Origin of the sequence: Vibrio panuliri (assembly GCF_009938205.1) — a bacterium.
GTDB classification, from domain to species: Bacteria; Pseudomonadota; Gammaproteobacteria; order Enterobacterales; family Vibrionaceae; genus Vibrio; species Vibrio panuliri.
Window position 1 is genome coordinate 2,385,287 of sequence record NZ_AP019654.1, and the last position, 21,529, is coordinate 2,406,815.

The following is a 21,529-nucleotide window of genomic DNA, read 5'->3' on the forward strand; positions in this document are numbered from 1 at the left end:
TGCTGGCGTTTTTTTTATCTATCAATCCTAAACAATAAATCTGTTTAGTAATTCGTCCTGTTGACGGACATTAGCGGTTTGCTGCTCTGATGCAACCGTTGCATGTTCAGCGGCTCCCGCAACAATGCTGGAAAGGTCTTTGATTCGCACAGTGTTGTTATTGATTTCTTCAGTCACTAAGCTTTGCTCTTCAGCGGCAGAAGCAATTTGCAAGTTCATATCCGTAATACTCTGAATGATGTTGCGGATTGCTTGCAGAGAATCGTTCGCTTGTTGTGCTTTTTCGACTGCCACATCTGCGGTTGTCTTACTTTCACTCATCGCTGAAGAGACTGCGCTCGCACCAGATTGCAGTTGCTCAATCATGCCACGAATCTCTGTCGTTGACTCTTGTGTACGCTGTGCCAGTGTTCTAACTTCATCTGCTACCACGGCAAAACCACGACCTGAATCGCCCGCTCGAGCAGCTTCAATGGCGGCATTAAGCGCCAATAGGTTGGTCTGATCGGCAATATCGTTGATGACTTTCAAAATCGTTTCGATATTACTCGTCGCAGACTCAAGACCCACCACTTCTTCCACAGCCTGATCGACTCGTAACGAAAGCTGACCAATCGCTTCTGTCGTATCTCCAACAATGGTCGAACCTTGGTCGGTAATGTTTTCTGCTTCTTTCACCGCAGCCGCTGCACTCTGAGCATTGTTTGCCACATCCGACGCCGTCATCGACATCTCGTTCATCGCGGTAGCCAGTTGTTCGAGCTGTTCTAACTGGCTAACCAATGCTTCCGATGCCTCTTTAGCATTGATGTGAGACTGCTCTGCATCAACCAGAATGTTTGAGCCAATTTGCTTAGATTGGATGATTTGCTGCTGAAGATTCTCGGTGAAAATATTGAAGTTTCGTCCTAGCTCAGCAAACTCTTGGTCTGTATTGGTATCTAGGCGTTTAGTTAAATCTCCCTGCCCTGAAGCCATATCTTCAATTGCATCGTGCAACTCTCGTAAAGGTCGCATTAAGAACTTAATCAGAAATGACAATCCACCAATACTCAACACTAATGCAATCAATGTGTATAGCATTGAACTATTACGCATATCAGTAACCGCTGAGAATGCAACGGATTGGTCGATAACCGCACCAATATACCAACCTTCCGATTTTATTTCGGTAAAGCGAACTTCATAGTGCTTGCCGTCTTTCTCAAAGTACTGTGTGCCTTCACGTACTTCAGCTTCAGGGAGATAAGACGCAAGGCTTTTGCCGTTAAGTTCCGCATTGGGATGAGCGATGGTATTGCCATCACGAGTTAAAATAAACATGTAACCCGCATCCAACAAATTAACCTTGTTCACGATATTAGCGAGCTCAGTCAACTCAACATCATAAAACATGCTGCCAATAAACTGACCATTTTCTCTCACTGGCGTACCAATTGAGATCACCATTTTATTGGTCATTGCATCGACATACGGATCCGTAACAATGGTATCCCCTTGCGCTTTGGCTTGTTTAAACCAAACTCGCGAGCGCGGGTCATAACTCGAATCTACTTCCCATGACGCGTCATTTTCCAGTAAGAAACCATTATCTTGATACCCCAATCCAACAGTAATAAACCCTCGTTTAATGACGGATGTCTCTATCACTTGAGAGACATAGTTGTGATTGTTAGGCGCAAGTTCGATAAGTTCAGTGGTCGACTCGGCTAAATCTCTCTTACGAGCAATTTCCGAGCTGACAATAGCGCTAACTCCATTTTCTAATTCCTCTAAGCTAGTATCGACTAACTTTTCTACTTCACTTTTAACTAACACAGACTGTTGCAAAGATAATAATACAATACTCAACAACAACAGAGCTGATGAAGCTAACACTATTTTTTGACTAAATTTCACGATGCGCCCCACAAAAATACTGAGATTAATTTAGCTATTTTATCGACAACGATTTTCGAAACTTTAGCCTTTAAGTGCAATTTCTAATCAAAGCGATATGAAACGTTAATTGAAGAGTTGAAATTTGTTACACAGATCCACTGATAGCAGGACATCATCAGCACACTCCTAATGTCCTGCTTGGCGGTTTCCCCCAAGAGATGGAAGCGCGTTTAGCCTCGATGCGAGGGCCAACTGAGCAGGCAAAAAAAACGCCAGCAAATGCTGGCGTTTAACTCTTGATGCTTGTTACACAATGAACTTGTTAAGCAGTTCATCTTGCTGGCGTACGCTGTCCGATTGCAATTGCGTCGCCTGCGTGGACTGTATCGCCGCTTCAGACACTTGAGTCGACAAATCTTTGATACGAACAGTATTACTGTTGATCTCTTCTGACACTAAACTTTGCTCTTCAGCCGCGGAGGCAATTTGCAAGTTCATGTCGGTAATACGTTGAATGATTGAACGAATCGCTTGCAAAGATTCATTCGCTTGATGCGCTTTACCCACCGCAATGTCCGCTGTGGATTTACTTTCATTCATCGCAGAAGAAACCGCGCTCGCGCCAGATTGCAGTTGCTCTATCATGCCACGAATTTCAGTCGTCGATTGTTGAGTGCGTTGAGCAAGGGTTCGAACTTCATCGGCAACAACAGCAAAGCCGCGTCCCGATTCACCCGCTCGTGCAGCTTCAATCGCTGCGTTCAGTGCTAACAAGTTAGTTTGATCAGCAATATCGTTAATCACCTTCAAAATGGTTTCGATATTATTAGTTGCCGATGCCAGACCCGCCACCTCTTCAACGGCTTGGTCGACACGCAGCGAGAGTTGACTGATCGCCTCAGAAGTAGCGCTTACTACCTGTGAGCCTTGATCGGTAACATGCTCCGCTTCTTTCACAGCCTCTGCAGCGCCTTGTGCATTATTAGCCACATCCGACGCAGTCACAGACATTTCATGCATCGCGGTGGCCAACTGTTCTAATTCTTCAAGTTGACTTGCTACGGCTTTCGAAGCGTCTTGTGCATTGATATGGGCTTGCTCTGTTCCAACCAAAATATCAGCGCCAATCGCTTTAGATTGAATGATTTGCTGCTGCAAGTTCTCAGTAAAGGTATTAAAACCTCTCGCTAATTGCGCAAATTCCGCATCGGTATTGGTGTCTAATCGCTTAGTTAGATCCCCCTGACCTGACGCAACATCTTGAATCGCATTGTTGAGCTCATTAAGAGGGCGCATTAGGAATTTGATCAACAACGATAGACCAAGCACACTCAGCAACACAGCAATCGACACATAGATAATCGTACTGTTGCGCATCTCGTCAACTGTCGCCATCACAACTGATTCATCAAGAATCGAGCCCACATACCAGTTTTCATTACTCACTTTAGTAAAGCGAACTAGGTAAGATTTGCCATCTTTTTCAAAATGCTGTTCTCCTTCTTTAACCGCAATTTGAGGCAAATAGTCACTAATTGGCTGACCATTATTTTTGGCATCTGGGTGCGCAATTGTGGTGCCATTTTGAGCAACGATAAACAGGTAACCCGCATCAAACAAATTCGTTTGATTAACCTTCTCAGCTAATGCTGTTAGCTCCATGTCGTAGAAAACGACGCCAATAAAGTCACCTTTATTTTTCATTGGCATAGCGATTGAAATCACCACACTGTTGGTTGATGAATCCACATACGGATCGGTGATAATCAATCCATCTTGAGCTTTTGCATCTTGATACCATGGTCGTGTGTGAGTGGCATAGCTAGAATCGACTTCCCAGCTATCATCATTTTCGATCACTCTCGCGTCTGACTCATAACCAGCACCTACAACGATGTACTCATTTTTTACAATGGGTGTTTCAAGGACCGAAGAGACGTAGTCATAGTTGGTTGGGTCCAGTTCAATCATTTGGGTGGTGGATTGTGCTAACTTACGATTGCCCTCCATTTCAGAGCTAACCGCGCGGCTAAGCTCTTGTTCAATTTCGTTCAAACTGGTGCTAACTAGACTCTCAACTTCTGCCTTTACGAGCATGGATTGTTGAATAGACAAAAGCGCAACAGTAGTGAAAAGCAATGCCGAGGAAGCGGCGACGATTTTTTGGCTGAACTTCACATTTACCTCATATAAAAAAATCAGCAACAAGTTCTATATCGGCATGCTTTATATGAAGTTTATAGATAATTATACGGTTATTTATAGAATGGATAACGGTAAATTTTAAGTCTTTGAGTTATTAACAAAAAAGCCAACCTTGGTCTGGTTGGCTTTTTTAGTATTGGAATAAAGATCTCAGTTTTATGCGCTCTCGGTTTCACTTTCGACACTACTTGGTAGTGCGTGCCATACCGCTTTTACTAGAGTCGCCAGTGGGATCGCAAAGAATACGCCCCAAAATCCCCAAAGCCCACCAAACACCAGTACCGCGACAATAATCGCCACAGGGTGAAGATTTACCGCCTCAGAGAATAGGACAGGCACCAATACGTTACCATCCAACGCTTGGATAATTCCGTAAGCGATTAACAAATAGTAAAAGTCAGGAGATAAGCCCCATTGGAACAAACCTACCATCGCAACTGGCACCGTCACTGCCGCTGCACCAATATATGGAATTAGTACCGAAAAACCAACCGCAACCGCCAACAGTACCGAGTAACGTAAGTCGAGAATCGCAAAGGTCACGTAACTCACGCCACCAACAATCAGAATCTCCATCACCTTACCACGAATATAGTTCGAGATTTGCTCATTCATCTCATCCCAAACTTTGGTCGCTAACTTACGGTTACGCGGTAGCATACCGCTTGCCATATCAATCATCTCTTCTTTGTCTTTGAGTAAGAAGAACACCAGCAACGGCACCAAAATAAGATAAACCGCAATAGCGGCAAGGCTAACTAAAGAAGCAAGCGACCCTTTAACCACCGTCTCACCAACGCTGATCACTTGGTTTTTCGCATTAGTCACTAACGACTCAACAATCTGCAAGTTCGCCAGTTCAGGGTACTTTTGCGGCAGCTCTGCAATCACTTTCTGCAATCCGCTGTACATGTTAGGGATGTCATTAATTAAGTTGCCAACCTGCGTCCAGATCGTGGGTACTAAACCAAATACAGCAACGAGCGCTAAGCTCAAGAAGGTCAATATAGCAGCCATCACCGCTAATGTTCGAGGGATCCCAAGCTGAGTCAGTTTCGAAACAGGCCACTCAAGTAGATACGCGAGTACAATCGCCACCAGCAGCGGGGCAATTAAATGACCAAAAAAATAGATGGTAATAAACCCGAAGAGAAGGATTGCAACTAAGCTGGCTGCATGCGGATCTGAAAAACGTCGTTTATACCAACGAGTCACCATTTCTAACATCGAGAACTTTCCCTCTAGTTACGTTCAATGAGTAATAGTCACAGCACTGCTTCAATTCAACTTCAAATGAATGCTGGCTAAGAAAGCGAACAATATCGGACTTGGAGCTAGAATCTGTAATCAGAATATTCAGCGTTTCACCTTCAACCAACGCCATAGAGTGGCGCTTGGCAAGAAGCAAAGAAAGGGGGCAACGTTGTTCTCGTAAGTCTAACTCTATCATTTGACTCGCTGAAGCCGAATAAACAGTATCAACGCAACATTGTATACTTAACCGCTCAAAATTGCTCGCGCTGTCGAAACAACTCGCAGTAAAAAGGCTTTTGCGATAAATACTCGTTATGATTGAACAACTTTATTTGCTTTGAAACCCTCTCACAAATAAAGTGTCTAAGGAGAAACCAGAGACTTTTCGAGCGACAAAGCGATATACCGATGCAAATTTACTATATCGCTGTTATAAATTGACTCCTGAACTTATCAGGCGGAGTTATCTCTCTGCGGATTGCACAAATGATGTCTAGACACAAGACATCATCTCAACAGGAAACGAACCAGCAAGCTATGTTTAAAAAGACGCGATCTTTAATCGCCCTATGTATTGCGACAACACTGAGCGTCCCTTCCGCCCCTTTGATGGCTAATACGTTCGATTTGCCTGACATTGGCACGGCAGCCAGTGGCACCCTAACCATTGATCAAGAATTGCAATACGGCGATGCCTACATGCGTATGCTGCGCAATCGGGCGCCTATCATTAATGATCCGGTGCTCAATGAGTACGTCGATACATTAGGCCATCAATTAGTCGCCAACGCTGATGATGTAAAAACCCCATTTACCTTTTTTATGATTCGCGATCGCAATATTAACGCCTTTGCTTTTTTTGGCGGTTATATTGCAATCCATTCGGGACTCTTCTTACACGCTCGTTCAGAGAGTGAGCTTGCGTCAGTCTTAGCGCACGAAATTGCCCACGTAACCCAGCGCCATTTGGCGCGTAGTATGGAAGAGCAAGCCAGACGCTCTCCTGTGACAATGGCTGCGCTTGCTGGCTCGCTACTGCTTGCCATCGCAGCACCTGAAGCGGGTATGGCTGCGATCACCGCCACGACAGCAGGCAATATACAAGGTCAAATCAACTACACTCGCAGCAACGAGAAAGAAGCAGACCGATTTGGTATTGCCACCCTGTCGAAAGCGGGGTTTGACGTCAATGCGATGCCGAGTTTCTTTGGACGCTTGGCTGAAGAGTATCGCTACGCCACTACCCTACCGCCGATGCTGCTCACTCACCCGTTGCCACAAGATCGTATAACCGACTCAAGAGCACGAGCACAAAGCTACCCGCAAAAGCGTGTCAGTGCGTCGCTCGGCTATAATTTGGCGCGCGCGCGAGTGGTCGCTCGCTATGCTGGAATCAAATCTGATGCTGCACTCGATTGGCTCTCGCGCCGAGAGGAGAAAGCACCACAATCAATTAAGCCAGCAATGCAATATGGTCAAGCACTGGTCTACCTCGACAATAACCAACTCGATAAGGCTGCGCCAATTTTAGAACAGCTACATCAAATGGATGATAACAATCGCTTCTACCTCGATGCCTTATCCGATCTTTACATTGCGCAGAAGCAGCCACAAAAAGCGAGCAGCATGCTTGAGAAAGCATTGAAGTCAGAGCCCAACAACCCTGTTTTGATGATCAACTACGCCAACAGTTTGCTGGCTCAAGATAAGTTTGAACAAGCGATTCGCGTATTGCAGCGCTACACTCACGACAACAGCAATGACGTCAATGGTTGGCATCTAATGTCAGAAACCAGTATCAAAATGGGTGACAGCCAAGGAGATCTTGCGGCTCGTGCAGAAATCCTCGCGCTCAAAGCCAACTGGAATAAAGCAATACAGTATTACACTCAGGCCAGTCAAATGGCTGAGTTAGGCAGTTTAGAACAAGCCAGATATGATGCGCGTATTGACCAATTGCTGGTACAACGCGATCGATTTATGGCACTACAATAAAAAGGAGATGTAAAATGTCAGTGGTGATTTATCACAACCCTCGTTGCTCAAAAAGCCGTCAAACACTTGCGTTGCTTGAAGAAAATAATGTTCAGCCAGAGATCATCAAATATCTCGACACACCACCTTCTGTTGGTGAGCTAAAAACACTGTTTACACAGCTAGGATTAAGCGAAGTGCGCGAAATGATGCGTACCAAAGAAGATGTCTATAAAGAGTTGAATCTAGCTCAGGCATCAGACGACGAACTATTTCTCGCCATGGTAGAGCATCCAAAACTTATTGAACGCCCTATCGTAGTGGCAAATGGCAAAGCGAAGCATGGCCGTCCACCAGAGCAGGTATTAGAGATACTATGACTTGTCAGCTAATTGTTCTTTATTACAGCCGCCATGGTTCAACTAGAGCATTAGCCCGCCAAATCGCAAGAGGGATAGAATCTATCCCTCATTGTGAAGCTCTATTGCGAACAGTAGCGGACTTCTCGCCTGAATATGGGGAGCCGGAAGACCCGATCATCACGATAGAAGAATTGAAACAGTGTCATGGTCTTGCGATGGGCAGTCCAGTTTGGTTTGGCAATATGGCCGCACCACTCAAACACTTCTGGGATCAAACCAGTAGTTTGTGGCTTGCTGGCGATTTAATTGATAAACCCGCTTGCGTGTTCACCGCTTCTTCAAGTTTGCATGGTGGACAAGAGACTACGTTGCAAAGTATGCAGTTACCCCTCTTCCATCACGGTATGCTGGTGATGGGCATCCCTTATTCCAACCCGCAATTACATACAACTCAAACCGGCGGCACACCTTATGGTGCCAGCCATGTATCTCACCATGGCCAACAGGCTCTCTCATCAGACGAAAGTGCCTTAGCCAAACATTTGGGACAGCGATTAGCCACAACCGCATTAAAATTATTCAAGGAGTGACTATGCACGAAAGCGCAACAGATCGTTTGCTAAAAGATATGAAGCCTGCGACAAAGGCCTATCGTTTACTGGCGTTAAGCGCCAACCTTGCCTTACTTGCTTGGGTTGCCATTTGGCAAATATCACTCTCTCCCCACCCACATATCAGTAGTACCACACTGGCGATTGCTTGGTGTATTCCGCTATTGCTGCCTCTTCCCGGTATTTTAGCGGGTAAACCCTATACCCATGCATGGGCAAACTTTGTTTTGATGCTCTATTTTTTGCACGCTTTGACCATCATCTACGTCGATGGTGGAGAACGTTTACTGGCCATCATCGAGCTGCTCCTCACCAGTGGTGCATTTGCGGGTAACATTCTTTATGCCCGAGCGCGCGGTAAGGAATTAGGTTTAAAACTCAGTCGTTTATCAGAAGTTGAGAAAAAAGAACGAGCAAAATTTGAAAAGTAATCTGCTGAAAATATAAAGGTCTAGCGAATGCTAGACCTTTATTTTGTCACAACGTCTCACCCATTAGCGGCTAAGCGTCAATATCCGTCTCTACCATTTCATCGTTCACGTCGGCTTCTTCGACTTCTGTCGGGGCTGGGGCAACATAGTGCCCGCCTTGCCACTCAAACATCAATGCCGGCTGCGGCTCTACAACCTTTGGCTCAACTTGCTCGATAACCTCTGGCAGCGCCTGCTCCACTGCTGGTTCATTTTCGCCTTGCTCATTCACAATTGACACGTCTTGCTGTGGTTGCGGAACTAAAACAGGTTGAACCGGCTCAACTGCTATTGCTTTCGCCTCGCGCATACGCAGCACTTGCTGCTCAAACTCCGCAGGTGTCGCCAGGAGATGGACAAGGAAGGTAATCTGTTTACCTTGAATCTTGAGAATATCCAGTGACGCAACTGAACTGAGTTGCTGCAGTTTTCTCTCTAGTACAAAGAAATCTACGGCATTATCTAATGATGTAAAGCGCACTTGGATCGCTTCTGATGATTCGCTCGCCACAACAACACTACTTTGCTTAGCATAGTAGTCACTGATTTGGTTAATCATTTTGTCTGCTGCATCAACGCCATTATTGCTGCCTGAAAGTGGCGCTTGACGCGTTACCCCAATGGTTTTGGGCTGTTGGTCATAAAGTGTCCATCGCAGATTATTGTTGCTCGCTCGTACAACCAACACCGCATCGGCCGGATAACGTTGGCTTGCCTGCCCAACTGGAAGTGCAAAACCACCCCAAAGGTCGGAGATATTCACCCCAGTCACGTCGTTAAAGTCACCGACAGGAATAGTGAGGGGAAGACCTCGCGTATTCGCCTGCGCCTTCATTTGACCGAGCGTAGTGGAGTTAGAATGCTCCCATGCGATCGCTCGTTCTGACTGAGTCTCTTCCACCAGCCAAACTAAGATATTGGCGCGTTGCGCAGGCCAAGTTGGCAATTGCGCTTGACTGAGCAAAGCATCAATTTGTGGTCCGTTAAAACGCATCTTAAGAGTTTGCTGCTCACCCTGTTGTCCGTAGCTTAACTGGGCAATATATTGCGCATTGCTCTTTAAGGCTTTTTGGATCACTGGGTTTTGCACCGCATCAGAGGTACCAGAAGCACGAACTATCACTTCCTCCATTCCCTTCACACGCGCCTGTGCATCCGGTTTTTCCAGGCTCTTGTCCAGCACAATTTGGCTTTGATATAAGTCAACATTAGTGAGAGCCATGGCAGGGAAGCCCATTAGACCCAATGCGAGTAAAAAAATAGAACGCATAGTTATCCTAGAAACAGTTACAGCAAATTTGGAATTGATGATAAGCAACTTCTTAAAATCGAGCAACAAAAGCCCAACCGAACTGACCTTTTTTTGACCTCAATTGTACTTCTTAATCCAATCAGCCATCGTCATGGCAACGCCATGAAAGTCTCGATGCCTAGCCTATTATTGATAACTTTGAAATAGACCTACGCCACAAAATTATCAACTTTTGATCTAGTTCAGATTGAAATCGTTTGCAGTGGTGATAAAATCCCGCGAATTTTGATTTTGAGCCATAAATTCACCTGATTTAGCCACAACATCGGTTAAAGACAGTGAAGATTGGACTATTTGCCACCAGAAAGGGATAAAACATGAAAAATGCCATTCAAGGTGCACAAATGCTCTTCGTCGCATTTGGTGCTCTGGTACTGGTTCCGTTATTGACGGGATTAGACCCAAGCGTTGCACTCTTTGGTGCCGGTATCGGTACTTTGATCTTCCAAATCGTTACTCGTCGTTCTGTTCCTATCTTCCTCGCTTCCTCCTTTGCCTTCATTGCTCCTATTCTTTACGGTGTTCAAAACTGGGGTATCCCTGCCACAATGGGCGGCCTTATGGTTGCGGGTCTGGTTTACGTTGCATTGGGTGGCTTAATTAAGCTTCGCGGTGTTGAGATTGTTCACAAACTATTGCCACCCGTTGTTGTTGGCCCGGTAATCATGGTTATCGGTCTAGGTCTTGCGCCGAATGCGGTTAGCATGGCTCTTGGTGTCGCTGGCGGCGAGCAAGTTATCGACAAGAATATTGCACTGATCATCTCTTCTGCTTCATTGATGACTACCGTTTTTATCAGTGTCTTTACGCGTGGTTTTCTCAAGCTTATGCCAATCTTAGGCGGTATTGTCGTCGGTTACGTACTGAGCCTATTCTACGGTATTGTTGATTTTACTCCGGTACATCAAGCGGCTTGGTTTGCATTGCCTGCGTTTGTGATGCCTGAATTTAACATCAACGCGATTCTGTTTATGATTCCAGTCGCGATTGCACCTGCGGTTGAGCACGTTGGTGACATGCTGGCGATCTCAAATGTTACAGGTAAAAACTACCTGAAAAAGCCAGGACTGCACCGCACCATTACTGGTGACGGTCTGGCGACAATTGCGGCTTCAATGGTCGGAGCGCCGCCAAACACCACTTACTCAGAAGTCACTGGCGCGGTAATGCTAACGAAGTCATTCAACCCTGTAATCATGACTTGGACTGCGATAACAGCGATCACTCTATCCTTAGTTGGCAAACTTGGTGCGGTACTCCAAACCATCCCAATGCCAGTGATGGGCGGTATTATGATTCTGTTGTTTGGCTCGATAGCAACTGTAGGCTTAAATACACTAATCAAAAACAATGTCGATTTACATAAATCACGTAACCTAGTGATTGTTGCGATTACCTTAGTATTTGGTATCGGTGGTATGGCATTTGGTATTGGTGACTTCAGCCTACAGGGCATCAGCCTATGTGGTATTGTAGCCATCATACTCAACCTTGTGTTGCCAAAAGACCTAGGTGAAAACCACGTCGTGGACAACGCGCAGATCGATAAGTAAATGAGTTGAGAGTTTACGGAAGACTTCCATTCCGTATTCAAAACTACCTACTCCATAAGTAAAAGGGTGACGATAATCGTCACCCTTTTTCATTCCATAAACGAGGCACAGCCATACGTTCCCGACTCTCAGCTCTCGCTCTTAAAGGCACAACTCGACAAACTGACCACGCGTCAATTCAGCCAAATCTTTCGGCGCTAGCTCAATTTCCAAACCTCGGCGACCAGCGCTGACCATCATGGTTGCTAACCCTTCTGCGCTGTTGTGGATAAACGTTGGCAGTGCTTTCTTTTGCCCTAGTGGGCTAATTCCCCCAACCACATAACCTGTGGTCTTTTGGGCAATATCGGGATTGGCCATTTCAGCTTTTTTTGCTTTGGCTGCTTTTGCTGCCAACTTTAAATTCAATTTGTGCTCAACTGGCAAAACGGCAACCGCAAGATTCTTCGGCTCTCCATTGAGACAAAACAACAATGTTTTGAACACTTGCTTGGGATCTTGTCCTAAAGCTTCTGCCGCTTCCAACCCGTAGCTTTCCGCTCTCGGGTCATGTTCATATTGATGGATGGTGTGATTTACTTTTTTCTTTTTGGCGGCATTGATTGCGGGTGTCATAAAAATTTCCTATCACCAATCAGGATAAACCACTGCCTTAATTCGTATACGGCAATAACTTATAGTGATGAGTGTCTTGATAAAACAGAAAAGCGGCACCTACTGGTGCCGCTCTAGTTAATGCGATTTAAGACTTTCAGTCAATAGCGCTTACTTGTATACAATCTCGCCTTTAGGAGCAAATGCGTTCACATCGACTGGGCTATTTGCTTCTAGGTACTCTTTGAGTACTTCTGCATCAACGAAACCAGTATTTACGTAGCCCGCGTGAGTAGAAACTTTTGGATAACCATCACCACCCGCTGCGTTGTAGCTTGGTACTGTAAAGCGGTAAGTTTTCGCCATATCAATCGCTTCACCACCGATCTTCACATCCGATACTTTACCGTCAGCAACTGTCATTGAAATGCCAGCAAACTGAGCGTAAGCACCTGAGTCTACGGGTTTAGTCGCTACAACATTTAGGTAGTCGATCACTTCTTTACCTGACATATCGATGTAAGTCACGATGTTGCCGAAAGGCTGGACTTTCAATACATCTTTGTAAGTAACGTCGCCGCCTTCAATTGAATCGCGCACACCACCCGAGTTCATTACAGCGAAATCTGCTTTCGCACGGTCCATATGAGCCGTTGCGATTAAGCGACCAAGGTTCGTTTGTTCAAAACGTACGATGTTGCGGTCACCTTCTAGCTTACCGTTGGTCTCTGCAATCTTAACATTAAGTTGGTCTTGGCCTTTTTCTTGGTAAGGACGAAGGAAATCAACCATCGCTTGGTCTTTTGCGATTTCATCTTCGATAAATACGCGCTTGCTTTCACCGTCAACTTTAATTTTCTTCTTCAAGTTAACTGGGATCAAGTCATAGCTCACCATTTCTAGCTCACCATTGCGGAATTCAAAATCTGCACGACCAACGTATTTGCCCCACTCGTAAGCTTGCACGATATGCGTACCATTTTGGATATCTGGCTTACACTCATCAGAAGGCTGGAAGTTTTTCTTGATAACGTTAGGCGCTTCCATACATACAGGCTCTTGAGAGTGACCACCAACGATCATATCTAAGTCACCTTCGTTTAGGTAACGAGCAAGCGCTACGTCACCAGGCGCGTTAACACCACGGTTACCATTTTCGTAGTGGCCCATGTGCGTCACTGCGAAAATAAGATCTGGTTTTTCTGTCTCTTTAAGTTCAGCGATAAGCTTTTTCGCTTCTTCTTTAGGATCACGGAACTCAATACCACCGATGTACTCTGGGTTACCAATTTTTTGCGTATCTTCAGTCGTCAAACCGATAACTGCAATCTTGATGCCTTGCTTTTCAAACATCTGGTAAGCTTGGAACATACGCTCGCCAGTTTTCTTATCGTAAATGTTTGCAGACAACATCGGGAAGTTTGCCCACTCTTTTTGCTGCATCAGCACTTCAAGAGGGTTGTCAAACTCATGGTTACCTAGCGCCATTGCGTCGTAACCGATTTTGCTCATGCCTTTAAAATCAGGTTCAGCATCTTGTAGGTCTGACTCTGGTACACCTGTATTGATGTCACCACCAGAAAGCAGTAGCACGCTGCCACCTTCTGCGCGAATATCTTCACGTAGGTTATCAATCAAAGTCTTGCGAGCAGCCATGCCGTACTCACCATACTTGTTTTCCCAAAAACGACCATGGTGGTCATTGGTATGAAGAATAGTAAGTTTGTAAGTTTTATCAGCTTCCCACTCATTTTGCGCGGTTGTTGCACAGCCTGCTAAGGTTGCAAGAATAGCTGCACTCAGTGCAGTTTTTACGATAAGGCGTTGCGTCATAGTCATACCTTTGAACTAAATAGATTCCACTGCCATTTGCCACTATTTAAGGATTATGTTGCGACAGTTATCGCAAGCACAGATTGATATTGAAGTAGCAAAACTTGACATAGTTTAAAGTAACCATTTTTCTTGAACATTCAGTTTTCAAGTTTATGCAACATCGATCACTATATTTTTCAGGAAAAACTGCAACAAAAGCGGTGACTTACATTCGATTGAAAATATGATCACAAGCAAACGTTTAACTGATTACCAGGATTTAACCTTTCGATAGATTAGATTGCTCGTCACGTGCAGCATATCGACCTTTTTACCAAAAAAAAGGCTACCCAAAGGCAGCCTCAAACTTGATAGCAACAGACGATATTAACGAATATCGATATGAGCAAAGCTCTTGATGAGATCATCGAGATCTTTCATCTGTTTTAAGAATGGTTCGAGTTTATCAAGTGGTAAAGCCGATGGACCATCACAACGTGCTTGCTCTGGATTCGGGTGCGCTTCAATGAAAAGACCGGCAATACCTGTAGCAAGACCTGCTTTAGCCAGTTCAACCGTTTGTTCACGACGACCACCAGAAGCCGCGCCAGATGGGTCACGCATTTGCAGTGAGTGAGTCACATCAAAAATAATTGGGCTGCCGTTAGAGGCTTTTTTCATTACGCCAAAGCCAAGCATATCAACCACTAGGTTATCGTAACCATGACAAGAGCCACGCTCACAAAGAATCACATTATGGTTGCCACATTCAGCGAACTTCTCAACGATGTTGCCTACTTGACCAGGGCTCATAAACTGAGGTTTCTTAACGTTAATCACCGCACCGGTTTTTGCCATAGCTTCAACAAGGTCGGTTTGACGCGCTAGGAACGCAGGCAACTGAATTACATCGACCACATCAGCCACAGGTTGTGCTTGAGCTTCCGTATGCACGTCAGTGATAATTTTTACACCGAAGGTATCCTTTAGCTCTTGGAAGATTTTCATCCCTTCTTCAAGGCCTGGACCACGGTATGAGTGCACCGAACTACGGTTTGCTTTATCAAAAGAGGCTTTGAACACGTAAGGGATACCGAGTTTTTCAGTCACCTTGACGTAGTGCTCACAAATTTGCATAGCAAGATCGCGAGATTCTAGTACGTTCATACCAGCGAATAGGGTAAACGGTTTGTCGTTAGCAACAGGAATATCACCAACATGAACGATTTTCTGTTCCATCTTTTTCTCTCTTTCTCAAGCCAGTGCAGGACTGGGCTTAGTGTAACGTTACCTGAGTCTTGCTCATGGCTCGCACTTGATTTTTAAGTAGTTCAGCGGCCGGATCTTCCGGACACTGATCAATAAAGTATTGATAATCAGACAATGCCATCTGAGGACAGTCTAGCTGCTGATAAATAAAACCGCGATCTCGAATTTCGTAAGGATCGTCTGGAGCAAAGGTCAACGCTAAGTCAGTACAACGCAACGCTAACGCATAACGTTCCTCTCGCAACAGCGCACTCTTGATCAATGCCAACCAACGGCCAATCACTGTTGGGTGGTCCGTCACTTTTAGATAATCGGGCTTCAACTGAGCAAAAGGACCTTTCTGTCCTACCAGCCACGCTCGCAAAGTATGCTCAGAAACAAACTCACCGTTAAATGGATTAACATATTGAACGGCTTGATCCGGCCAACATACCTTGACCACAAACTGAGTTGGGAATGTCATGCCTTCAATAGGAAAACCTAAGTGTCTGCCGAAATAAAGCAGCAGCGAGCCCAAGCTTACAGGGATCCCCTTGCGGCGCTCTAACACCTTATCAATAAAAGCATTAGAAGAATCAAAGTAGGCGTCTTTGTCGCCTTGGAAGCCCCATTGATGGTAGAACAAACGCAAAAAGGCTTCAAAACGTTGTTGGGGATGAGTTTCATGCACCAAGCTCAACTCTGCCTCTTGCAGTAAACGCTGCATTTCAGCCTTAGCCCAATCGACTTGAGTGTCAGGAGCAATCGCCTGATTGAGCACCAAAGCGCCTTCCGCTAACTCCAGCGCATCAAAGTCTTCATCAAACAATTCGTACATGTGTTTTGACCTACTCAGAACAACAGAGGGGTTTTGGTTACTGCAATTTTACCCGCAAGCCCCAACCAGCCAAGCGCGCCAAGGAAAGCGAAGATTCTTAGCATGTTGTTTTTCGCCAATTTCAGCGCAAAGAAACCAAGCGCGATATAGGCTAAGACACAGGTAATTTTCATCGTCAACCACGGTGCGGCCGCGGTGAACGGAATAAATCCAGTAATCAATGACAAAGCAATACCAGATGCAAGCAACAAAGTGTCGTTCACATGTGGAAAGATCTTAAAAAACTTCTTTTCGCGCAGTGGCGAGTGAGCCAACAACAAGGCAAAGCGCACGGATAATAGGGTTGCACTAATCGCGATAGTGAGTAGGTGAAAATGCTTCAGTCCTTCGTACATCTAATTGCTCTCTTTGTTATTGTTTCAGGTAACGACCTAAAGTCACTCGGTCATTATGCCCATAATCTTGACAGGTTTCGACGTCCTGATAGCCCAGTTCAAGTAAGATGTTGCGAACCGCTAAACCTTGCTCAAAACCATGCTCGAACAACAGCCAGCCTTGATCGATGAGATAATGACGTGCATTGTCAGCAATGTGGCGAATATCAGCCAAGCCTTCATCGCCAGCCACGAGTGCACTTAACGGTTCAAAGCGCACATCACCTTGGCTCAAATGAGGATCGTTCTCTTCAATATAAGGCGGATTTGACACGATCACCGCAAATTGGCAACCCACTTCCAATGGCTCAAACCAACTGCCCGCTAAAAATGTCGCATTGGCAATAGATAAACGCGTAGCATTACGCGTAGCCAGTTGCTGGGCATCCGCCATTAAGTCGATACCAACCACACGACGATTTGGTAACTCGGAAGCCAATGCGAGCGCGATAGCTCCTGTCCCCGTCCCTAAATCCAGAATAGAGCCTTCACTCAACATCGCCTTATCTAAGGCTAGCTCAACAAGGCGTTCGGTATCAGGTCTTGGAATCAGAGTAGTTGGCGAGACTTCCAGCGGCAATGACCAGAACTCACGTTCTCCAACGATATAAGCCACTGGCTCTCCCGTCAGGCGGCGAGCCAATAATGCCTCAAATGGTGCCAACTCTTGTGCTGAAAGTTCTTTTTCAGGCCAAGTCATCAAAAATGAACGTGGTTTATCTAATGCGTGGCAAAGTAACACTGCAGCATCAAGAGGCGGCGAATCACTGCCGCTCTCTTGAAGCTGTAACGTGGCACGCTTTAGTGTGTTTTCAACACTATTTGTTACCGACATTAACTTAGTTGTTCTCTGCTAAAGCCGCTAATTGATCCGCCTGGTGTTCTTGAATCACTGGCTCAATCAAGCTCGCAAGATCCCCTTCCATGACTTCACTCAAACGGTAAATCGTTAGGTTGATACGGTGATCAGAAACACGCCCTTGAGGGTAGTTGTAAGTGCGGATACGGTCACTACGATCACCCGAACCTAATAGGTTACGACGTGTATCAGAGACTTCTGCCGCTCGGCGCGCTTCTTCAGCTTGCACGATACGAGCCGCTAGAACAGCCATCGCCTTCGCTTTGTTCTTATGTTGCGAACGCTCGTCTTGACACTCAACCACGGTCCCCGTTGGTAAGTGAGTAATACGAATTGCAGAGTCAGTGGTGTTTACGTGCTGACCACCTGCGCCTGACGCACGGAAAGTGTCAATTTTAAGATCCGCTGCTTTGATTTCCGGTAAATCTGCTTCTGGAATTTCCGCCATCACAGCAACAGTACACGCCGAGGTGTGTACACGGCCTTGTGATTCTGTTTCAGGAACACGCTGTACTCGGTGACCGCCTGACTCAAACTTCAGTACGCCATAAGCACCGTCACCGGTGACTTTCGCGATCATCTCTTTATAGCCGCCTTGTTCTGACTCATTGCAGCTCATCACTTCAATGCGCCAACCTTTTTTCTCAGCAAACTTAGAGTACATGCGGAATAAGTTGCCCGCGAAAATACCCGCTTCATCGCCACCCGCTCCAGCACGGATTTCTAAGAAACAGTTACGCTCATCGTTTGGATCTTTCGGTAACAATAGAATTTGCAGCTCGTCATTAAGACGTTCGATAGCTTCTTTAGCTTCTTTGATTTCTTCCTGAGCCATTTCACGCATTTCTGCGTCATCTTCTTTCGCCATCTCTTCTGCGGCTTCAAGATCCTCTTGAGCTTGCTGATAAGCTTGGAAGCATTTTGTCACTTCTTCGAGCTGAGAATACTCTTTTGACAGCGCGCGGAATTTATCTTGGTCACCAATGACACCAGGATCACCCAGTAGGTGTTGAACTTCTTCATAACGTTCTACTAGCGTTTCTAGCTTAGTAAGAATAGAGGCTTTCATATAATTAACTCAGGGTTTAGTTATCGCGGGTCTTCAAGACCCAAACTTTGTCTAATAATGGCAAGCTTAGCTGGCTCACCTTGCTCTGCCGCAGTTTGTAATGCTCGTGTTGGGGTATGAATTAGCCTGTTGGTGAGCTTATTACTCAGTTCCAGCAACACTTTTTCTGGATCGCCCCCCGCAGCAAGAGCTTGAATACTTTTCGCTAACAGATCTTCACGGATCTCATTGGCGTTGGTGCGATACTGACGAATACTATCAACACCTTGTAGCGAGCGCAGCCACGTCATAAACGCCGCACTCTCTTCGCTGACAATCGCTTCGGCCTGAATCGCTTCAACTTTACGCTGCTCGATATTACTATCGATAATCGATTGCAAGTCATCAACCGAGTAAAGATAAGCGTCATTGATGTCGCCCACCTGCGATTCAATATCACGCGGAACTGCAATATCGACTAAAAGCATAGGTTGATAACGACGACTTTTCAGTGCCGTCTCCACCATACCTTTACCAATGATCGGTAGTGGACTCGCCGTTGAACTGATCACAATATCAGCACGCGCCAGATGCTCAGGAATCTCTGGCAAGCTGATCACTTCCGCACCAAATTGTTCAGCAAGTACCATTGCGCGCTCTCTGGTTCGGTTTGCAACAATCATTTTTGTGCAACCATTCGCGGCAAGATGTTTCGCTACCAACTCAATCGTTTCACCCGCTCCCACTAGCAAAACGGTCGACTCGCGTAATGACTCAAAGATATGCTTCGCCAACGTACACGCCGCATAAGCCACTGATACAGCATTACCACCGATATCAGTTTCGGTACGGACGCGTTTCGCTACCGAAAAGGTTTTTTGAAACCATTTTTCCATCGCCGCGTTAACCGCATGACCATCGCGCGAATCTGAAAATGCTTGTTTCACCTGCCCTAAAATTTGTGGTTCACCCAAGACTAGCGAATCCAAACCGCACGCTACGCGCATCAAATGACGTATTGCGGCTTGCTCTTCATGAATATACAAACTGGGTTTTAGCTCTTCTGCGCTGACTTGGTGGAACTGTGCAAGCCAATCAATAACCTTGTTTCTACTCGATGGTTTTACATCACAATAGATTTCAGTTCGGTTACAAGTAGAGACTATCACACCACCACTAACATGAGGGCTTTCAGAGAGTTGCCTTAGCGCTTGCGGTAGTTTATCCGGCCCAAACGCGACTTTCTCGCGTAGTTCTACAGAAGCCGTATTATGATTGATACCGATAGCAAGCAATGACATGTACTGTGTGTTCTCTGAATCTGGTTATGTGAAAACAGGGACGGAATTTTACTTGATGCCCCCCATTAATAAAAGAGGATCGCTAAACTGTTTTTACTCAACGCTCATTTAAATGGGTTTTACGGCGCGTAAATTGATGATTCTACCCTATTTATCATGCCGATAGGTTGAATAGCATTACAAACTCAGAATTTTGCATGACGAAACAAGAGTAACAAGACTTTTCAATGCTATAGTATTGCCTTAGATATTTGGCTGTTAAGGAACTGAGTCCACTATGTCTTTACGACTACTCAAAAAACTCCCTTCTCTACTATTTTCCCTTGCGCTACTCGCAGGCTGTAGTTCGATACCCGACAGCGAAACCAACGTAGAATGGCAAGCTCACCAACAAAGACTGGAGAGAATCAATGAGTATAAAGCCACAGGCAAGCTGGGTTACATCTCTCCACAACAGCGAGAATCCTTGAGTTTCTACTGGCAAAACGGGGCGCAAAATAGTGAATTGCGGTTGAGTACGTTTTTAGGGCAAACCGTACTAAACATGACCATCACGCCATCAGTAGCAACGGTGAAAACTTATGACGATAAAACTTACCGTGATCAAAGCGCAGATCGACTGATTGCACAATTAACCGGGCTAAGCCTTCCTGTAGAGCAACTCAATGACTGGTTACTTGGCAAACCTACCAATGCCGATAGCTACACCCTCAACGAGACCCAGACACTCGCCACATTAACCAAAACAATTAATGGGCAAACTTGGCAACTTATCTACACCAGTTACCAAGATGTTTCCTTCCTAGGTACGGCCTTACCTGTCCCTAGCAAGGTCAAACTGAAGCAAAACGACACCACTATCAACTTGATCATCTCCAAGTGGACTTTGAACTAATGATTCACGAAACCACTCATTGGCCTTCACCAGCCAAACTGAACCTTTTTCTATACATCACGGGTCGCCGTGCAAACGGCTATCACGAACTGCAAACCTTATTTCAGTTTGTCGACCACTGTGATGACTTGACGATCACCGCAAATGACAGCGGTCAAATAACTTTAACGCCGGATATACCCGGCGTCGCGCTGGAAGATAACTTGATTTGGCGCGCGGCTGTCGCTTTACAACAGCACACTGGCTGCAAGTATGGCGCTGATATTGAGCTCAACAAAATTCTACCAATGGGGGGTGGCATTGGCGGGGGGTCATCAAACGCAGCGACCGTCCTCGTTGCTCTCAACCATTTATGGCAAACCCAGTGCAGTGAAGATCTACTGGCGGAAATAGGACTCAAACTCGGTGCCGATGTCCCCGTATTTGTGCGCGGTCATGCGGCGTTTGCCGAAGGTGTGGGGGAAGAAATTATCGATGTTGAACCGAAAGAGAGCTGGTATTTAGTCGTCAGACCTGATGTAAGTATCGCTACCGTCGATATTTTTACTCATCCTGATTTAACCCGTAACACGCCTAAACGCCCGTTATCCCTACTTCTAGCACAGGATTACGGAAACGATTGCGAAAAAATTGTGCGAATGCTGTACCCAGAGGTTGATAAGCAACTTTCATGGCTGCTACAATACGCGCCGTCAAGATTGACGGGTACTGGATCGTGCGTTTTTGCCGAGTTTTCAACCGAAAAAGCTGCACAAGATGTACTCGCACTACTTTCTGGCAATGTGTCGGCATTTGTGGCTAAAGGAAACAATATTTCCCCCCTATACCAGACACTGGCTAAGTACCGTTTAGCCCACAACTCATCTATTTAAAAC

20 protein-coding genes are annotated in these 21,529 nt (G+C 45.6%); 7 read left to right on the forward strand and 13 right to left on the reverse strand.

Translation table 11 applies throughout. From position 1 onward, the window contains the following. Positions 1-27: 27 nt before the first annotated feature. The 4 genes from GZK95_RS10760 to GZK95_RS10775 all read right to left on the reverse strand — a co-directional run bounded on the left by GZK95_RS10760 (position 28) and on the right by GZK95_RS10775 (position 5,536). Positions 28-1,899, reverse strand: a complete 1,872-nt coding sequence (locus GZK95_RS10760; RefSeq protein WP_075715634.1) for a methyl-accepting chemotaxis protein — start codon at positions 1,897-1,899, stop codon at positions 28-30. A gap of 288 nt (positions 1,900-2,187) precedes the next feature. Then, entirely contained in the window at positions 2,188-4,059 is a 1,872-nt protein-coding gene (locus tag GZK95_RS10765; RefSeq protein ID WP_075715633.1) for a methyl-accepting chemotaxis protein, read from the reverse strand. A gap of 183 nt (positions 4,060-4,242) precedes the next feature. Next, entirely contained in the window at positions 4,243-5,313 is a 1,071-nt protein-coding gene (locus tag GZK95_RS10770) for an AI-2E family transporter (protein WP_075708541.1), read from the reverse strand. Then, positions 5,285-5,536 carry a sulfurtransferase TusA family protein gene (locus GZK95_RS10775; protein WP_075708543.1) on the reverse strand — a complete coding sequence of 84 codons (252 nt, stop codon included), beginning with the start codon at positions 5,534-5,536 and terminating at the stop codon, positions 5,285-5,287. The genes GZK95_RS10770 and GZK95_RS10775 overlap by 29 nt, the downstream gene beginning before the upstream one ends. A 341-nt stretch (positions 5,537-5,877) precedes the next feature. Between GZK95_RS10775 and bepA the strand changes: the two genes are divergently transcribed. From bepA to GZK95_RS10795, 4 genes are read left to right on the forward strand one after another with little or no spacing between them, the layout of a single operon-like run. Continuing rightward, positions 5,878-7,335: a beta-barrel assembly-enhancing protease gene (bepA, locus tag GZK95_RS10780; RefSeq protein ID WP_075715643.1), complete on the forward strand. Its 1,458-nt coding sequence runs from the start codon at positions 5,878-5,880 to the stop codon at positions 7,333-7,335. A gap of 14 nt (positions 7,336-7,349) precedes the next feature. Next, positions 7,350-7,694 (forward strand): arsenate reductase (glutaredoxin), encoded by a 345-nt coding sequence (arsC, locus tag GZK95_RS10785; protein ID WP_075715632.1) that lies wholly within the window; start codon positions 7,350-7,352, stop codon positions 7,692-7,694. After that, positions 7,691-8,266, forward strand: a complete 576-nt coding sequence (gene wrbA / locus GZK95_RS10790) for an NAD(P)H:quinone oxidoreductase (RefSeq protein ID WP_075715631.1) — start codon at positions 7,691-7,693, stop codon at positions 8,264-8,266. The genes arsC and wrbA overlap by 4 nt, the downstream gene beginning before the upstream one ends. Positions 8,267-8,268: 2 nt before the next feature. Further along, on the forward strand, positions 8,269-8,718 hold the full coding sequence (locus GZK95_RS10795) for a DUF2069 domain-containing protein (protein WP_075708549.1): 450 nt from the start codon (positions 8,269-8,271) through the stop codon (positions 8,716-8,718). Between the two features lie 70 nt (positions 8,719-8,788). On the opposite strand, the gene GZK95_RS10800 is transcribed toward GZK95_RS10795, so the two are convergent. Further along, on the reverse strand, positions 8,789-10,027 hold the full coding sequence (locus GZK95_RS10800; protein WP_075715630.1) for a DUF2066 domain-containing protein: 1,239 nt from the start codon (positions 10,025-10,027) through the stop codon (positions 8,789-8,791). A 359-nt stretch (positions 10,028-10,386) separates the two neighbouring features. Here GZK95_RS10800 and GZK95_RS10805 point away from each other — a divergent pair, with 359 nt between their 5' ends. After that, positions 10,387-11,622, forward strand: coding sequence for a uracil-xanthine permease family protein (locus GZK95_RS10805; RefSeq protein WP_075708553.1), 1,236 nt, complete (start codon positions 10,387-10,389; stop codon positions 11,620-11,622). A 141-nt stretch (positions 11,623-11,763) separates the two neighbouring features. On the opposite strand, the gene ybaK is transcribed toward GZK95_RS10805, so the two are convergent. From ybaK to hemA, 8 genes are all read right to left on the reverse strand, one after another. Further along, positions 11,764-12,237: a Cys-tRNA(Pro) deacylase gene (gene ybaK, locus GZK95_RS10810; protein ID WP_075715629.1), complete on the reverse strand. Its 474-nt coding sequence runs from the start codon at positions 12,235-12,237 to the stop codon at positions 11,764-11,766. A 150-nt stretch (positions 12,238-12,387) separates the two neighbouring features. Beyond that, positions 12,388-14,049 (reverse strand): bifunctional UDP-sugar hydrolase/5'-nucleotidase UshA, encoded by a 1,662-nt coding sequence (ushA, locus tag GZK95_RS10815; RefSeq protein ID WP_075708557.1) that lies wholly within the window; start codon positions 14,047-14,049, stop codon positions 12,388-12,390. Positions 14,050-14,418: 369 nt separating this feature from the next. Further along, the gene (gene kdsA / locus GZK95_RS10820; protein ID WP_075708559.1) at positions 14,419-15,270 is read right to left on the reverse strand and encodes a 3-deoxy-8-phosphooctulonate synthase; all 852 of its coding nucleotides are present in this window, start codon (positions 15,268-15,270) and stop codon (positions 14,419-14,421) included. 37 nt (positions 15,271-15,307) lie between these two features. Further along, positions 15,308-16,117, reverse strand: coding sequence for a SirB1 family protein (locus GZK95_RS10825; protein WP_075708561.1), 810 nt, complete (start codon positions 16,115-16,117; stop codon positions 15,308-15,310). Positions 16,118-16,131: 14 nt separating this feature from the next. Then, the gene (locus tag GZK95_RS10830) at positions 16,132-16,512 is read right to left on the reverse strand and encodes a SirB2 family protein (protein WP_075708563.1); all 381 of its coding nucleotides are present in this window, start codon (positions 16,510-16,512) and stop codon (positions 16,132-16,134) included. Between the two features lie 16 nt (positions 16,513-16,528). Beyond that, positions 16,529-17,386: a peptide chain release factor N(5)-glutamine methyltransferase gene (gene prmC, locus GZK95_RS10835; protein ID WP_075715628.1), complete on the reverse strand. Its 858-nt coding sequence runs from the start codon at positions 17,384-17,386 to the stop codon at positions 16,529-16,531. A gap of 4 nt (positions 17,387-17,390) precedes the next feature. Beyond that, on the reverse strand, positions 17,391-18,479 hold the full coding sequence (prfA, locus tag GZK95_RS10840; protein ID WP_075708567.1) for a peptide chain release factor 1: 1,089 nt from the start codon (positions 18,477-18,479) through the stop codon (positions 17,391-17,393). Positions 18,480-18,499: 20 nt separating this feature from the next. Then, positions 18,500-19,759: a glutamyl-tRNA reductase gene (hemA, locus tag GZK95_RS10845; RefSeq protein WP_075715627.1), complete on the reverse strand. Its 1,260-nt coding sequence runs from the start codon at positions 19,757-19,759 to the stop codon at positions 18,500-18,502. A 277-nt stretch (positions 19,760-20,036) separates the two neighbouring features. Between hemA and lolB the strand changes: the two genes are divergently transcribed. Together lolB and ispE are read left to right on the forward strand one after the other, a co-directional pair. Further along, positions 20,037-20,654, forward strand: a complete 618-nt coding sequence (lolB, locus tag GZK95_RS10850) for a lipoprotein insertase outer membrane protein LolB (RefSeq protein WP_075708571.1) — start codon at positions 20,037-20,039, stop codon at positions 20,652-20,654. Further along, positions 20,654-21,526 (forward strand): 4-(cytidine 5'-diphospho)-2-C-methyl-D-erythritol kinase, encoded by an 873-nt coding sequence (ispE, locus tag GZK95_RS10855; protein WP_075708573.1) that lies wholly within the window; start codon positions 20,654-20,656, stop codon positions 21,524-21,526. The genes lolB and ispE overlap by 1 nt, the downstream gene beginning before the upstream one ends. Positions 21,527-21,529 lie beyond the last annotated feature (3 nt).

Coding starts and splice junctions, on each gene's coding strand:
- kdsA (WP_075708559.1), bottom strand. CDS start 15,270: ATGGAACAGAAAATCGTTCATGTTGGTGATATTCCTGTTGCTAACGAC.
- arsC (WP_075715632.1), top strand. CDS start 7,350: ATGTCAGTGGTGATTTATCACAACCCTCGTTGCTCAAAAAGCCGTCAA.
- GZK95_RS10770 (WP_075708541.1), bottom strand. CDS start 5,313: ATGTTAGAAATGGTGACTCGTTGGTATAAACGACGTTTTTCAGATCCG.
- ushA (WP_075708557.1), bottom strand. CDS start 14,049: ATGACGCAACGCCTTATCGTAAAAACTGCACTGAGTGCAGCTATTCTT.
- GZK95_RS10830 (WP_075708563.1), bottom strand. CDS start 16,512: ATGTACGAAGGACTGAAGCATTTTCACCTACTCACTATCGCGATTAGT.
- lolB (WP_075708571.1), top strand. CDS start 20,037: ATGTCTTTACGACTACTCAAAAAACTCCCTTCTCTACTATTTTCCCTT.
- prfA (WP_075708567.1), bottom strand. CDS start 18,479: ATGAAAGCCTCTATTCTTACTAAGCTAGAAACGCTAGTAGAACGTTAT.
- GZK95_RS10775 (WP_075708543.1), bottom strand. CDS start 5,536: ATGATAGAGTTAGACTTACGAGAACAACGTTGCCCCCTTTCTTTGCTT.
- ispE (WP_075708573.1), top strand. CDS start 20,654: ATGATTCACGAAACCACTCATTGGCCTTCACCAGCCAAACTGAACCTT.
- GZK95_RS10795 (WP_075708549.1), top strand. CDS start 8,269: ATGCACGAAAGCGCAACAGATCGTTTGCTAAAAGATATGAAGCCTGCG.
- ybaK (WP_075715629.1), bottom strand. CDS start 12,237: ATGACACCCGCAATCAATGCCGCCAAAAAGAAAAAAGTAAATCACACC.
- hemA (WP_075715627.1), bottom strand. CDS start 19,759: ATGTCATTGCTTGCTATCGGTATCAATCATAATACGGCTTCTGTAGAA.
- bepA (WP_075715643.1), top strand. CDS start 5,878: ATGTTTAAAAAGACGCGATCTTTAATCGCCCTATGTATTGCGACAACA.
- GZK95_RS10825 (WP_075708561.1), bottom strand. CDS start 16,117: ATGTACGAATTGTTTGATGAAGACTTTGATGCGCTGGAGTTAGCGGAA.
- wrbA (WP_075715631.1), top strand. CDS start 7,691: ATGACTTGTCAGCTAATTGTTCTTTATTACAGCCGCCATGGTTCAACT.
- GZK95_RS10805 (WP_075708553.1), top strand. CDS start 10,387: ATGAAAAATGCCATTCAAGGTGCACAAATGCTCTTCGTCGCATTTGGT.
- GZK95_RS10800 (WP_075715630.1), bottom strand. CDS start 10,027: ATGCGTTCTATTTTTTTACTCGCATTGGGTCTAATGGGCTTCCCTGCC.
- prmC (WP_075715628.1), bottom strand. CDS start 17,386: ATGTCGGTAACAAATAGTGTTGAAAACACACTAAAGCGTGCCACGTTA.